This is a genomic window from Streptomyces sp. NPDC046727, from assembly GCF_040645635.1.
In the GTDB taxonomy this organism is placed as follows: domain Bacteria; phylum Actinomycetota; class Actinomycetes; order Streptomycetales; family Streptomycetaceae; genus Streptomyces.
In genome coordinates, this window is sequence record NZ_JBEYYR010000009.1 from 51664 (window position 1) to 65205 (window position 13542).

Annotated in this window: 12 protein-coding genes; 5 read left to right on the top strand and 7 right to left on the bottom strand. The window is 71.7% G+C overall.

The genetic code is table 11. The features are described 5' to 3' along the window. Window positions 1-20: 20 nt before the first annotated feature. A complete protein-coding gene (locus ABZ937_RS13520) occupies window positions 21-1676 on the bottom strand; it encodes a protein kinase (protein ID WP_361690342.1) in 1656 nt (551 codons plus the stop codon). Window positions 1677-2030: 354 nt separating this feature from the next. Here ABZ937_RS13520 and ABZ937_RS13525 point away from each other — a divergent pair, with 354 nt between their 5' ends. Next, window positions 2031-3683, top strand: a complete 1653-nt coding sequence (locus ABZ937_RS13525) for a protein kinase (protein WP_361690345.1) — start codon at window positions 2031-2033, stop codon at window positions 3681-3683. A 51-nt stretch (window positions 3684-3734) separates the two neighbouring features. Here ABZ937_RS13525 and ABZ937_RS13530 read toward each other — a convergent pair whose 3' ends face one another. After that, window positions 3735-4778 carry a phosphotransferase gene (locus ABZ937_RS13530; RefSeq protein WP_361690348.1) on the bottom strand — a complete coding sequence of 348 codons (1044 nt, stop codon included), beginning with the start codon at window positions 4776-4778 and terminating at the stop codon, window positions 3735-3737. Window positions 4779-5291: 513 nt separating this feature from the next. On the opposite strand from ABZ937_RS13530, the gene pdhA reads away from it, so the two are divergent. From pdhA to ABZ937_RS13545, 3 genes are read left to right on the top strand one after another with little or no spacing between them, the layout of a single operon-like run. Continuing rightward, complete coding sequence (pdhA, locus tag ABZ937_RS13535) at window positions 5292-6530, top strand: pyruvate dehydrogenase (acetyl-transferring) E1 component subunit alpha (RefSeq protein ID WP_361690351.1); 1239 nt, start codon at window positions 5292-5294, stop codon at window positions 6528-6530. A 1-nt stretch (window position 6531) separates the two neighbouring features. Beyond that, a complete protein-coding gene (locus ABZ937_RS13540; protein ID WP_361690354.1) occupies window positions 6532-7509 on the top strand; it encodes an alpha-ketoacid dehydrogenase subunit beta in 978 nt (325 codons plus the stop codon). Window positions 7510-7519: 10 nt separating this feature from the next. Continuing rightward, the gene (locus tag ABZ937_RS13545) at window positions 7520-8911 is read left to right on the top strand and encodes a dihydrolipoamide acetyltransferase family protein (RefSeq protein ID WP_361690357.1); all 1392 of its coding nucleotides are present in this window, start codon (window positions 7520-7522) and stop codon (window positions 8909-8911) included. A 91-nt stretch (window positions 8912-9002) separates the two neighbouring features. On the opposite strand, the gene ABZ937_RS13550 is transcribed toward ABZ937_RS13545, so the two are convergent. Continuing rightward, the gene (locus ABZ937_RS13550) at window positions 9003-10025 is read right to left on the bottom strand and encodes a Bro-N domain-containing protein (protein ID WP_361690360.1); all 1023 of its coding nucleotides are present in this window, start codon (window positions 10023-10025) and stop codon (window positions 9003-9005) included. 222 nt (window positions 10026-10247) lie between these two features. Here ABZ937_RS13550 and ABZ937_RS13555 point away from each other — a divergent pair, with 222 nt between their 5' ends. Then, window positions 10248-11132, top strand: a complete 885-nt coding sequence (locus tag ABZ937_RS13555; protein WP_361690363.1) for an alpha/beta hydrolase — start codon at window positions 10248-10250, stop codon at window positions 11130-11132. A 6-nt stretch (window positions 11133-11138) separates the two neighbouring features. Here the strand turns inward: ABZ937_RS13555 and ABZ937_RS13560 are convergent, their stop codons facing one another. The 4 genes from ABZ937_RS13560 to ABZ937_RS13575 are packed head-to-tail and all read right to left on the bottom strand — an operon-like array spanning window position 11139 to window position 13503. Beyond that, on the bottom strand, window positions 11139-11591 hold the full coding sequence (locus tag ABZ937_RS13560) for a hypothetical protein (RefSeq protein WP_361690366.1): 453 nt from the start codon (window positions 11589-11591) through the stop codon (window positions 11139-11141). Then, window positions 11588-12139, bottom strand: coding sequence for a sigma-70 family RNA polymerase sigma factor (locus tag ABZ937_RS13565; protein WP_361690369.1), 552 nt, complete (start codon window positions 12137-12139; stop codon window positions 11588-11590). Before ABZ937_RS13565 ends, ABZ937_RS13560 begins: the two co-directional genes overlap by 4 nt. A 9-nt stretch (window positions 12140-12148) precedes the next feature. Continuing rightward, entirely contained in the window at window positions 12149-13159 is a 1011-nt protein-coding gene (locus ABZ937_RS13570; RefSeq protein ID WP_361690371.1) for a DUF1648 domain-containing protein, read from the bottom strand. Then, on the bottom strand, window positions 13156-13503 hold the full coding sequence (locus ABZ937_RS13575; RefSeq protein WP_361690374.1) for a GntR family transcriptional regulator: 348 nt from the start codon (window positions 13501-13503) through the stop codon (window positions 13156-13158). The genes ABZ937_RS13570 and ABZ937_RS13575 overlap by 4 nt, the downstream gene beginning before the upstream one ends. Between the last annotated feature and the right edge of the window lie 39 nt (window positions 13504-13542).

Sequence of the window (13542 nt, forward strand, 5' to 3'; positions counted from 1 at the left end):
ACCGCCGGGCCCGACCTATGTCACTGCGGGGGGTTGCCCGTCGAGACGCTCAGCTCGATGGAGCCCACGTTGTCCGGGTCGACATCGGTGCCCTGCGTGGGGAACTGGTTGAGGACGGTTCCGTCGCCCCAGGTGTTGTCGTCCTGGTGCTTGATGTTCCACTTCCAGCCCGCGGCCTGCAGACACTTCTTCACGGAGGTGAGGTCCTTGTACCGGAAGTCGGGCAGCTCGACCTTGTCCGGGTCCTTCCACGACTCCTGCGGGTCGCTGCACTTCTCCTTGTCGATCTGCCGGCTGGGGTCCGGCCCGCGGTAGCCCGCCCGGTGGGACGCGGACGCCGAGGCGCTGGAGCCGCCGGAGCCGCCGTCTGCGCCGTCGTCGCCCTTCTTCAGGGTCAGCGCGACGACCAGCCCGACGACCACGACGGCCGCCACCGCGACGGAGCCGATGACCAGCGGTCGCTTGCTCCGGCCGCCGCCGGCGGGCCGCCCGGCCGGCTGCCCGGCGGGCCCCGGCGAGATCGTGTACGGCGGCGGGGTCTGGACGCCCTGCGGGCCGTAGCCCACGGGAGGCGTCTGGTAGCCGCCCTGCTGCGGGTAGCCGTAGGCCGGGGAAGGCGTCGGCTGGCTGTACGGGTTCGGGGCGGGCGTCGGGGCCGGAGCCGGCTGGTACGGCGTCTGCACCTGCCCGTGCGGCGCCGGGGCCGCGCCGTCGACCGGCGGGAACACCGCGGAGCCGACACCGGACCCGCTCTGCGTCGGCCCGGCGCCCGGCACGATGCTCGGCGGGGCCGCCTGGAAGGAGGCGGCGATGCGCAGGCACTCGTCGCGCATGGACTCGGCGGTCGGGAAACGCTCGTTCGGGTTCTTCTTCAGGGCGCGGGCGACCAGCGCGTCCACCGCGGGCGGCAGCGAACGGTTGATCGAGGAGGGCGCCACCGGCTCCTCCTGCACATGCGCGTACGCGATCGCCAGCGGCGAGTCCGCGTCGAACGGCAGCCGCCCGGTGACCAGCTGGAACAGCATGATGCCGACCGAGTACAGGTCGGAGCGGGCGTCCACGCCACGGCCGAGGGCCTGCTCGGGCGAGAGGTACTGCGGGGTGCCGACGACCATGCCGGTCTGGGTCATCGAGGTGACGCCGGACTGCATGGCGCGGGCGATGCCGAAGTCCATCACCTTGACCACGCCACGCTTGGTCGTCATCACGTTGCCCGGCTTGATGTCGCGGTGGACCAGCCCCTTCTCGTGACTGATCTCCAGGGCGGCGAGCACGTCGGCGGTGACCTTCAGCGCCTTGTCGGCGGGCATCGCGCCGTACTGGCGGATGTCCTCCTCCAGGACCGAGCCCAGCGGGCGGCCCTCGACGTACTCCATGACGATGTACGGCGTCGTCATGCCGTTCAGCTCGTCCTCGCCCGTGTCGAAGACGGAGACGATGTTGGTGTGCGTGAGCTTGGCCACGGCCTGCGCCTCGCGGCGGAAGCGCTCGCGGAACGCCTGCTCCCGGCCGAGTTCGGTGTGGAGCGTCTTGATCGCGACCTGGCGGTCCAGCACCGCGTCGTACGCCAGGTGGACCGAGGCCATGCCGCCCTCGCCCAGCAAGTCGCGCAGCTGGTAGCGGCCCTGGGCCAGCGCCTGCCCCGCGTACCGGCCGTGTGCGCCGTCCTGGCTCATCTCTCCGCGTCCCCCACCGGCCGTCCGGCGCCGACAGCCGGCGAACAGGCCTTGATCGAATGTCTCATTCCCGGCCAAGTCTGCCCGAGGGCACTGACACGTCAAGCTCGGTGCCCGTTCCGTGACCGTACGCGCAAGAAGCGTCGCGCAAGCGTTACAGGGGGCGTACGACCGGCACACAGAATTTGCACGACAGCGCGTGCTACGGGTTTGCTACGGGTTTCATGACCGGTCCGTCTCGGGTCGGTCCCGGTGCTCGTTCCGGACCGGCGGCCCCCACGGAGGCTGTAGCGTGGCCGACGGAGACCGTGACAACACCGCGCGCACCGCGGGCAGAAACGACGGCGAGGACTGATGGCACAGACGCAGCGCTCTCAGGGCCCGTCCGACCCCGAGGCGACTGGCGGCGGCATGTCAGACGCGCCGGAGATGTGGGGCAACGGAGGGCTCGTCGGCGACGGCCGGTACCGTCTCACGCACCGGCTGGGCCGGGGCGGCATGGCCGAGGTGTTCGCGGCCGAGGACGTCCGTCTGGGCCGTACGGTCGCGGTCAAGCTGCTCCGTGCCGACCTGGCCGAGGACCCGACGTCGAAGGCCCGCTTCACGCGCGAGGCCCAGTCGGTGGCCGGCCTCAACCACCACGCGATCGTCGCCGTGTACGACTCCGGCGAGGACATGGTGGGCGGTCAGTCCGTGCCGTACATCGTCATGGAGCTGGTCGAGGGCCGCACCATCCGCGACCTGCTGCTGAACGCCGAGGCGCCGGGCCCCGAGCAGGCCCTGATCATCGTCTCCGGTGTGCTGGAGGCGCTCGCCTACTCGCATCAGCATGGCATCGTGCACCGTGACATCAAGCCGGCGAATGTCATCATCACCCATGGCGGCGCCGTCAAGGTGATGGACTTCGGCATCGCCCGCGCCCTGCACGGCGCCTCGACAACGATGACGCAGACCGGCATGGTCATGGGCACCCCCCAGTACCTCTCCCCGGAGCAGGCGCTCGGCAAGGCCGTCGACCACCGCTCCGACCTGTACGCGACCGGCTGCCTCCTCTACGAACTCCTCGCGCTGCGTCCCCCGTTCACCGGCGAGACCCCGCTGTCGGTGGTCTACCAGCACGTCCAGGACATCCCGACCCCGCCCTCCGAGTACTCCGACGGCTGCCCGCCGGAGCTGGACGGCCTGGTCATGCGCTCGCTCGCCAAGGAACCCGACGACCGGTTCCAGACGGCCGAGGAGATGCGCGGCATGGTCCAGTACGGCCTGCAGATGCTGTACGACCAGGGCGGCCACACCGGCACCTGGAACACCGGCCCGGTGGAGACGCACGACGGCCGCAGCACCCCGGCGGGCGGCTTCGCGGGCACGACCGCGATGCAGCACCCCGGCGACTTCGGCGCCGGCACCGCGCAGATCCCGCAGCCGATCCTGCCCAACCGGTACGGAGGCGACGACGAGGGCGGCTTCGAGGGGCACGGCAACAAGGGCAGCGGACGCGGCAAGCTCTGGATCCTGGCCGTCCTCGCGGTCATCGCGATCGCGGCGGGCGTGGCGCTGGCGCTGAAGGGCACCGGTGGCCACGGCGGCGGCGACGGCACCGACACCAAGCCGACGACGACGCACTCCAAGGACACGAAGAAGAAGTCGCCCTCCGCGACCCCGTCCGACAAGGACACGGGCGAGCCCAGCGACACGTCCACGGACACCGGTTCGGACACGGGCACCGGCTCCGGCTGGCCGCCGGCGACCACGCCGTCGTACAGCCAGTCGCAGTCGGCCAGTTCCACCCCGAGCGGCGAGCCGTCGGACCCGGAGCCCTCGGACCCGACGGACGGCGGCACCACCGACGGCGGCACGACCGATGGCAGCACCACCGACGGCGGCACCACCGACGGGACCGTCGACGGCGGCACCATCGAGGGGACGACGGACGGCGGAACCGCGGAGGGCGCCACCACCGACGGCGGGACCACGACGGACGGCGGCACCGGCGAGACCACCGGTTGAAGGACACCCACGGTGCCCGCGCCGGCGTCACCCTGAGGTGACGCCGGCCGCTCACTGCACGAACGCGTCGCACACCGCGTCGTACTCGCGCGTCCACCACACCACGAGCGCCGACGCGGCCGGGAACTGGCAGTCCGCGCGCGTGTCGCCGCGCTCGTAGTGCCAGCGCAGCATCCAGAAGTCGTTCAGCCGCTCCCACCACACCCGGTGCACGGCCGCCGCCAGCTCCGAGGGCGGGGCGCCGGCCGCGCGCCGGTACGCGCGCGCGTAGGCACGCACTTTGGGCAGGTCCAGCGTCCCTGCGGGCCGTACGAAGAAGATCACGGCGGCGCGTACGGCCTCCTCCGCGCGCGGCTGCACGCCGAGCCGGTCCCAGTCGACGATGGCGGCCGGGGCGTCGTCCTTGTAGAGCAGGTTGAACGGGTGGAAGTCGCCGTGCACCCAGCCGACCGAGCCGCCGCGCGGCGGGCGCCGGTCCGCGTGCTGCTCCAGGAGCGCGCGGCGTTCCAGCAGCCGGTGCCGGGCGAGTTCGTCGAAGGCGTCGGCGGGGCGCTGCCGGCGCACATGGGCGAGCAGGTCGTCGATGAGGGCGAAGGTGTCGGACGGGTCGGCGCTCTCCACGGGGTGCGGGCTGGTCGCCGGGCGCGTGCGCCCCTTGGGCGGCATCACGCGCTCCAGACAGGCGTGTACGGCGCCCAGGAGCGCCCCCAGGCGTGCGCTCTCCCCGCGGGTGAGCTGGCCGCCGTCGCGGTGCCGGCCGTCGATCCAGGGGTGCAGGGCGTAGGCGTGGCCGCCGACGACGGCGACCGTGCGGCCCCCGCGGTGCGCCAGCGGCAGCGCGACCGGGACGCCCAGGTCGGCGAGGCGCTGGGTGGCCCGGTGCCGGCGTTCGATGGCGGCGGGGTCTGCCGTGTCCGGGTCGAAATGGTGTTTGAGGAAATAGCGTCCGCGTGTGGTGCAGAGCCGGTAGCCGCGGTTGAGCAGGCCCTGGTCGACCGGCTCACAGGTGAGGGCGGTACCCGCGGCGTACAGGCGCAGCAGGGCGCCCAGAGGGGGCGCATGGGGTACGAGGGGGGGTACACATGAGCGCGGCACGCGGCAGATGTTAGGGCAAGCGCCGCCCCTGTGAGCTGGGGCTTGTCACAGGCAGTCGCCGACGGTCGCTTTCGGTCATGGGATGGGCTTTTCCGCTTGCCCGCGGGCGCCCTGTGCCGCCGCCCGGGAACGTCACTGCATTCCTCGTTGGCCGCCGAGCAGAAATACTCGGATTTTTCCTTCTTCGTGTGCGAGGTCTGTCTCACAGAGAACTCTTCCCGAAGGCTGGGTGCGCGGGATAACGTGCGGTTGCTCCGGACGGCCGCAAGGCTGTGACCAGCGCGCTTCCGCACCCCCTGGATTTACTTGGAAATCCAAGCAAAATCGCAGGTCAAATGGGGTTTCACAGAAATGTGGCGCACTGGGTAACGTGTTGGTTGCAGGGCGCTCGCCGGGGCACCTGTCACGCCTGTTCCCGGCCGAGTGGCACCCACCCCGTGCCCGGTGGTCGAAACAGGTGAGCCGCACTGGCCTACCGGCAACCCCGGGGGCCGGAACGACGGAGGAGCACACGTGACCGTGGAGAGCAGTGCCGCGCGCAAGCCGCGACGCACCGCCGCAGGCAAGGCCGGCACCACCGGCAGCAAGACCGGCACGACCGGCGACGCGACCGGAGCCACCGGCACCAAGCGCACCACCCGTACCACCCGCAGCACCGCGAAGAAGAGCGCCGACCCCGAACTCGTGCAGCTCCTGACGCCGGAGGGCAAGCGGGTCAAGAACGCCGAGTACGACGCCTACGTCGCCGGCATCACCCCCGACGAGCTGCGCGGCCTCTACCGCGACATGGTGCTCACCCGACGCTTCGACGCCGAGGCCACCGCCCTGCAGCGCCAGGGCGAACTGGGCCTGTGGGCCTCCCTGCTCGGCCAGGAGGCCGCCCAGATCGGCTCCGGCCGCGCCACCCGCGAGGACGACTACGTCTTCCCGACCTACCGCGAGCACGGCGTCGCCTGGTGCCGCGGGGTCGACCCGACCAACCTGCTCGGCATGTTCCGCGGCGTGAACAACGGCGGCTGGGACCCGAACAGCAACAACTTCCATCTGTACACGATCGTCATCGGCTCCCAGACGCTGCACGCCACCGGCTACGCGATGGGCGTGGCCAAGGACGGCGCGGACTCGGCGGTCATCGCCTACTTCGGCGACGGCGCCTCCAGCCAGGGAGACGTGGCCGAATCGTTCACCTTCGCCGCGGTCTACAACGCCCCGGTGGTGTTCTTCTGCCAGAACAACCAGTGGGCGATCTCCGAGCCCACCGAGAAGCAGAGCCGCGTGCCGCTCTACCAGCGCGCGCAGGGCTTCGGCTTCCCGGGCGTACGGGTCGACGGCAACGACGTCCTGGCCTGCCTGGCGGTCACCAAGTGGGCGCTGGAGCGCGCCCGCAACGGCGAGGGCCCCACCCTGGTGGAGGCGTTCACCTACCGGATGGGCGCCCACACCACCTCCGACGACCCCACCCGGTACCGGGGTGACGAGGAGCGGCTGGCCTGGGAGGCGAAGGACCCGATCCTGCGCCTTCGCCGCTACCTGGAGGCTTCAAACCACGCGGACGAGGGATTCTTCGCGGAACTCGAATCCGAGTCCGAGACGTTGGGCAAACGAGTGCGCGAAGCGGTCCGCGCCATGCCCGACCCGGACCACTTCGCCATCTTCGAGAACGCGTACGCGGACGGGCACGCGCTCGTCGACGAGGAGCGCGCCCAGTTCGCCGCCTACCAGGCGTCGTTCGCCGATGAAGGGGGTCACTGAGATGGCCGAGAAGATGGCGATGGCCAAGGCCATCAACGAGTCGCTGCGCCGCGCCCTGGACGCCGACCCCAAGGTCCTCGTCATGGGCGAGGACGTCGGCAAGCTCGGCGGTGTCTTCCGGGTGACGGACGGACTGCAGAAGGACTTCGGCGAGAGCCGGGTCATCGACACCCCGCTCGCCGAGTCCGGCATCGTCGGCACCGCGATCGGCCTGGCCCTGCGCGGCTACCGCCCGGTGGTGGAGATCCAGTTCGACGGCTTCGTCTTCCCGGCCTACGACCAGATCGTCACCCAGCTCGCCAAGATGCACGCCCGCTCGCTGGGCAAGGTCAAGATGCCGGTCGTCGTCCGCATCCCCTACGGCGGCGGCATCGGTGCGGTCGAGCACCACTCCGAGTCCCCCGAGGCGCTGTTCGCGCACGTGGCCGGCCTGAAGATCGTCAGCCCGTCCAACGCCTCCGACGCTTACTGGATGATGCAGCAGGCCATCCAGAGTGACGACCCGGTGATCTACTTCGAGCCCAAGCGGCGCTACTGGGACAAGGCCGAGGTCGACTTCGAGGCCATCCCCGCCCCGCTGCACAAGGCCCAGCTGGTCCGCGAGGGCACCGACCTCACCCTGGCCGCCTACGGCCCGATGGTGAAGCTGTGCCAGGAGGTCGCGGCGGCCGCGGCCGAGGAGGGCAAGTCCCTGGAGGTCCTGGACCTGCGCTCGGTCAGCCCCCTCGACTTCGACGCCGTCCAGGCCTCGGTGGAGAAGACCCGCCGCCTGGTGGTGGTCCACGAGGCGCCGGTGTTCTTCGGCTCCGGCGCGGAGATCGCCGCCCGGATCACCGAGCGCTGCTTCTACCACCTGGAGGCACCGGTCCTGCGCGTCGGCGGCTACCACGCCCCGTACCCGCCGGCCCGCCTGGAGGAGGAGTACCTGCCGGACCTGGACCGCGTGCTCGACGCCGTCGACCGCTCGCTGGCGTACTGAGGAGAGGGTCGTGACGACGATGACGGATGCGTCCGTACGCGAGTTCAAGATGCCCGACGTGGGCGAGGGACTCACCGAGGCCGAGATCCTCAAGTGGTACGTCCAGCCGGGTGACACGGTGACGGACGGCCAGGTGGTCTGCGAGGTGGAGACGGCGAAGGCGGCCGTCGAACTGCCCATCCCCTACGACGGCGTGGTCCGCGAACTGCACTTCCCCGAGGGCACCACGGTGGACGTGGGCACGGCCATCATCGCGGTGGCCGTGGCCGGCGGTGCCGCGCCCGAGGCGCCCGCCGAGCAGCCGGAGGCGGAGCCCGCGCAGCCCGAGGAGCCGAAGGAGTCGAAGCCGCAGGGCCGCCAGCCGGTCCTCGTCGGCTACGGCGTGGCGACGTCCTCCACCAAGCGCCGCCCCCGCAAGGGCCCCGAGGTCACCGTCCCGGCGGCGGCGCAGGCGATCCAGGCGGAGCTGAACGGCCACGGCGGCGCCGTCGCCGACAAGCCCCGCCCGCTGGCCAAGCCTCCGGTGCGCAAGCTGGCCAAGGACCTGGGCGTCGACCTGACTGTGGTCATCCCGTCCGGCCCGGACGGCATCATCACCCGCGAGGACGTCCACGCGGCGGCCGCACCGCAGGCCGCCGAGCCGGTCGCCCCGGTCCCGGCCGCGCCCGCCGCCCCGGCGCCCGTGGCGGCGTACGACACCGGACGCGAGACCCGTGTCCCGGTCAAGGGTGTCCGCAAGGCCACCGCGCAGGCGATGATCGGCTCGGCGTTCACGGCACCGCACGTCACCGAGTTCGTGACGGTGGACGTGACCCGCACGATGAAGCTGGTGGAGGAGCTCAAGCAGGACAAGGAGCTGCAGGGCCTGCGGGTGAACCCGCTCCTGCTGATCGCCAAGGCCCTGCTGGTCGCCATCAAGCGCAACCCGGACATCAACGCCTCCTGGGACGAGGCGAACCAGGAGATCGTGCTCAAGCACTACGTCAACCTGGGCATCGCGGCGGCCACCCCCCGTGGCCTGATCGTCCCGAACATCAAGGACGCCCACGACAAGACGCTCCCGCAGCTGGCGGAGGCGCTGGGCGAGCTGGTGGCGACGGCACGCGAGGGCAAGACCTCCCCCGCGGCGATGCAGGGCGGCACGGTGACCATCACCAACGTCGGCGTCTTCGGCGTCGACACGGGCACCCCGATCCTCAACCCGGGCGAGTCGGCGATCCTCGCGATCGGCGCGATCAAGCTCCAGCCGTGGGTCCACAAGGGCAAGGTGAAGCCCCGCCAGGTCACCACCCTGGCCCTGAGCTTCGACCACCGCCTGGTCGACGGCGAACTGGGCTCCAAGGTCCTGGCCGACGTGGCGGCGATCCTGGAACAGCCGAAAAGGTTGATCACCTGGGCGTGAGAACCCGCCTCGGGGGGTAATGTCTGAGACGTGAAGGGGGACGGCCGCAACTTCTGCTTGCGACCGCCCCCCTCTCTTCTCTCTTCTACTCTCAGCTCCGGTTGAGCACGTACACCGGCGCTCCGTCCTCCGCCCCGCCCCGCGAGCGGATGCAGGCGTGCTTGCGCAGCAGGCGGAGGCATTCATTCACGCGGTGCACCGAGAGACCGGTACAAGCCGCGACAGCCTCCAGCGGCTCCCGCAGCTCACCCTTCTCCACAAGGATCGGGGCGATGACCACGGCCACCGTCCACACGTCCGCCGTCACGGACAACCGCTGCCGCCAGTCGGCCAGAACGGACTCCGTGGTGGGCGGCGATGCCGCGAGGTGGACGCCGGGCGCCCGACGGTCGAGGACGAGGGCGTCGAACCGGTCCGCGATGCGTTCCATCGCCCGGACCATGGCCTGTTGCACGGCGAGCGTGGCCTTCTGCGTCGCCAGGGTCTCCCTGTGGATGGCGAGCATCTCCCGCTGGACGGTCAGCGTCTCCTTCTGGACGGCGAGCGTCTCCTTCTGGAGATCGATCGACTCACGCTGCCCGTTCGCAAACTCCTCGTCCAGCTGGAGGTTGCGCGCTTCGAGCCGGACGATGGCTTCCGCGACCTGCTCGGGCATGGCGTACGCGATGGGAGCGCCCGGCTCGGTCGGCTGTACCTCGGCCTCTTCGAGAGTGTAAGAACCCTCCCGCTGCACGGTCTCGATGACTTCGGCGGCCCACTGTTTGAAGGGGGCGCAGGAGGCTTTGGTGCAGGCCTGGACAAGGAGGATCAGGCCTTGGAGATCGATGAGTTGCAAGTCTCGGCGCCACTCCCTACCTGCGGGAATGCTGAGACCGTAACCTCCAGTTACGGTCTCAAGAATCTCTCGGTGCTCTTCGGGGACATGGTCGGCGAGAGCCTTCCGAGAGTTGGTGTGCCCCAGTTCCTTGCAGACATCCACCGCCGGGAACCAGTGGCTCCCGTCCGGCATCGTCAGCCGGCGGACACGGGCTCCGGTCGCCGCGTACACGAAGTCGCTGACGTCGATCGCCTCGTGCTGTCGGGCGGAGTCGGACTGCTTCTTGGGTTCGTTCATGCGAACCTCCTTCCGCAACGGAACGTAGAGGGAAGCAAACGGCATATGCCATCAGAAATCGGTGATGTTCACGATTGCGAGGGAAGAACACGAATTCGCCTGCGCCAGGCCGTCCTTGTGTGCAGTGACAAATCAAGGCGGAACCTTTCGCGCGCAGCCCCACTCCTGACTCCGCGACGCGGGCCCGACGGGGGGGCCGTGCCGGTGTGAGAGGGGTCAGAGATGGATTCGAGGGACTCGAGGGCGCTGCCGGAGGACCGTCATGCCGTTCACCGGTACGTCACCGTACGCGGTACCCGGCTGCATCTTGCCGAGTACGGGGGCAGCGGCACCCCGCTGCTGATGCTGCACGGCTTCCCGCAGCACTGGTACGCCTGGCACAAGGTCGCCGGGCAGCTGTCCGGCGAATACCGGCTGCTCTGCCCGGACCTGCGGGGCTTCGGCTGGTCGGGGCTCACCCGGCGCGGCTACGACATGGACGCTCTGGCGGACGACGCCCTCGCCCTCCTCGACGCGCTGGGACTCGGCGAGCCGGTCGGGCTCGTCGGGCACGACTGGGGAGCGCACCTGGGGTTCCGGCTGTGCCTGCGGGCGCCGGAGCGGTTCACCGGGTATCTCGCGCTGAACATGTCCCACCCCTGGCCGCGGCACCGCGCGGTCCTGCCCAACCTGTGGCGGCTGTGGTACACCGCGTTCATCGAGTACCCGGTGCTCGGGCGCGCCGTGCTGCGCCACTGGCCCGGTTTCACCCGCTTCCTGCTGCGGCACCAGGTGGCCGACCGGGCCGTGTGGACGGAGGCCGAGCTGACCGAGTACGCCACCGCGACCTCGGCCGGCGCCGCCGCCGTGCAGTCCCTGTTCTGGCAGTACGTGCTGCACGACATCCCCGCGCTCGTCCGCGGCACCTGGCGTCGGCACCGGCTCACCGTGCCGACGCTGCTGCTCGGCGGGGAACGGGACACCGTCGTCGTACCGTCGCTGCTGGCGGGCGCGGAGCCGTACACCGACGAGCTGAGCGTGCGGCTCGTTCCCGGCGCCGGTCACTATCTGCCGCAGGAGCGGCCCGGGGAGGTGGCGGACGCCGTCCGCGAGCACTTCCCTCGCTGACGGCCCCTAGCGCAGTGCCGCCCGCTCGGCCACCCGCCGGACGAACGCCCGCCCGCGCCGTTCGCCGACCAGACGGCCGTAGAGCCACTGGGCGGGGCGCAGCGCGGTCGGGCGGGTGGCGCCGAGGACGGCGAAGCGGGTGCCGCCGGCCTCCGGTACGGCCGCCATGCCGCCCACGACCAGCCGGGACTGCATCAGGCACCAGCCGGGGGCGAGCCGTACCTCGAAGGTCTCCGTCAGACCCGAACGGCCCACCGCGAGCGCCTGCTTGCGGTCCGCGTCGCCGGCCGGCACCCGGAACTCCCGGAGGAACGGGACCAGATGGGGGAGTTCCGTGCGCAGGTCGGCGGCGACCTGCCACACCTGGTCGTACGGCAGGGGGAGGTGCTCCTCGGCGTACATCCCGGCGTGCAGGCCCGCGGCCAGTACCCGAAGCCGTCGTACGGGGTCGGCACTCATCGTGTCCACGCTTTCCGGAAGGAGGAACGGGCCCGGTGCAACCGGGACTTGACCGTGCCCTGGGGCACTCTGAGCAGCTCGGCGACGGCGGCCTCGTCCAGCCCCTCCAGCTCGCGCAGCACCAGGACCGCGCGGTGCCGGACGGGCAGCCGGGCCAGGACGTCCCGGACGTCGGCCGGGAGTTCGCCGTCGGCCTCCGCACGCAGTCCGCCGAGGCGGGCGAGGTCGTCGGGGTCGGCCGGTTCCTCGGCGGAGGTGCGGCGGGCGACACGCACCGCCTCGCGCACGGTGGCGGTGCGCAACCAGCCGTAGAAGGCCTGCGGGTCGCGCAGTCCGCGCAGGCCCTTGAAGACGGCCAGCAGGGATTCCTGGACGGCGTCGGCGACGTCGTGCGGGGCGATCGGGCGGCACAGCCGGGTCACGTACGGCGTGACGAGCGCCAGCAGTTCGTCCATGGCCAGGGCGTCCCCGCCCTGCGCGGCCCGGACCAGCGCGGCGGCCGTGTCCCAGGGCTCCGCGCGGCCCTCATCCTCCCCCTGGACGCGCATCGGCTCAGCCTAGCCGCGCGCCGTCCCGTCGGGCCGCCGGGTCCGCAGGGCGTTGAGCAGGGCCGCGCCCCGCTCGGCGTCGTCCACACTCACCGCGAAGTCCGTGCGCCGGCCCCGGGGGCGTACGACCAGGCAGTCGCCGGCGCGGAGCATGACCGTCGTACCGAGGCCGCTGAGCCGGTAGCCCCAGCCGCCGACCTGGGACGGCAGCCGCCGTTCCGCGCGGGCGGACTCGATGGCGGCCGGGGTCCAGCGGCGGGCGGGCCAGCCGAGCGGACCGAACGACACCTCCAGGCCCGCCTCCGACACCTTCGCCTGGACCGAGGAGAAGACGGCGCCGGCGAGCGCCGTGACGGCGCAGACCGCGCACACCGGCCAGAGCCCGGCGGGGTCCGCCAGGCCGACGGCCAGGGCCACCAGCGCGAGTGCGGCGATCAGGCCCGCCACCGCCGCCAGCAGGCGCAGCCAGGGGTTGGCCGTGCGGGAGAACCACACCAGCCGTTCGCCCTCGGGCAGGTCCAGCGCGGGAGTGGTGGCGGCCGGTGCGGTGACGGTACGCGGGGTCAGCCGCCAGGCCACCGCGCCGGCGATCCCCGCCAGCGCCAGGACCACCGCCACACCGACGACCGGCTGACGGGCCTCGTGCCAGTCCGTGCGGTCGAGGTTCGCCCGGACGACGGAGACCTGCGCGCCGACGAGCACCACCCCCGTGGGCACCAGCGCCAGCGCCCGCCAGGGGCGCGCGGTCGTCCGCGAGGGGCGCCATCCGGCGCTCACCGCGAGGGCGACCACCAGCCAGACACCCGCAGGGAACAGGGAGGCCGCCCACAGCGGCATCGATCCGTCGGGGACGTCACCGCCGCTCCAGTGGGTCGCCAGCCGGTCGGGAAGCCGGCCGCGCGCGACCCAGGGCAGGCCGGCGAGGACGGCGAGTACGGCGAGGACGGCCGTGACGGTCGCTGCCGAGCCGAGGAGCCCTGGGCGGCCCCGGTCGGGCTTCGTGTCGTCCCCGTGCGTCATGAGGTCCCCCGGATCATGTCGATGAGGTCGGTGCGGCTGTAGCCCAGCCGGGATGCCTCCGCGACCAGTTCCCGCACCCTGATCTGCAGTCCGGAGCGCCGGGCCGCGCCCTCGGCGACGGTGATCCCCCGGCCCCGGCGGAACTCCAGCAGCCCTTCGTCCCGCAGTTCGCGCAGGCCGCGCAGGACGGTGTTCACGTTGATGTCCAGGGCCGTGGAGAGGTCGCGGGCCGAGGGCAGCCGGTCGCCGGCGCGGCACTCGCCCTCGGCGACGGCCCGCCGGATCGCCGCCGCCACCTGCTCGTGCAGGGGGCGGGTGTCGGTCTTGTCCAGACGCAGCAGCATGGTGCCAATGACACTAGCACCATGCGTGCCATCGCGGGG

What these genes read in the sequence shown, in the direction of transcription:
- ABZ937_RS13550 (WP_361690360.1), bottom strand. Translation starts at nt 10,025, where the DNA reads ATGAACGAACCCAAGAAGCAGTCCGACTCCGCCCGACAGCACGAGGCG.
- ABZ937_RS13560 (WP_361690366.1), bottom strand. Translation starts at nt 11,591, where the DNA reads ATGAGTGCCGACCCCGTACGACGGCTTCGGGTACTGGCCGCGGGCCTG.
- ABZ937_RS13520 (WP_361690342.1), bottom strand. Translation starts at nt 1,676, where the DNA reads ATGAGCCAGGACGGCGCACACGGCCGGTACGCGGGGCAGGCGCTGGCC.
- ABZ937_RS13575 (WP_361690374.1), bottom strand. Translation starts at nt 13,503, where the DNA reads ATGCTGCTGCGTCTGGACAAGACCGACACCCGCCCCCTGCACGAGCAG.
- ABZ937_RS13540 (WP_361690354.1), top strand. Translation starts at nt 6,532, where the DNA reads ATGGCCGAGAAGATGGCGATGGCCAAGGCCATCAACGAGTCGCTGCGC.
- ABZ937_RS13570 (WP_361690371.1), bottom strand. Translation starts at nt 13,159, where the DNA reads ATGACGCACGGGGACGACACGAAGCCCGACCGGGGCCGCCCAGGGCTC.
- ABZ937_RS13565 (WP_361690369.1), bottom strand. Translation starts at nt 12,139, where the DNA reads ATGCGCGTCCAGGGGGAGGATGAGGGCCGCGCGGAGCCCTGGGACACG.
- ABZ937_RS13525 (WP_361690345.1), top strand. Translation starts at nt 2,031, where the DNA reads ATGGCACAGACGCAGCGCTCTCAGGGCCCGTCCGACCCCGAGGCGACT.
- ABZ937_RS13555 (WP_361690363.1), top strand. Translation starts at nt 10,248, where the DNA reads ATGGATTCGAGGGACTCGAGGGCGCTGCCGGAGGACCGTCATGCCGTT.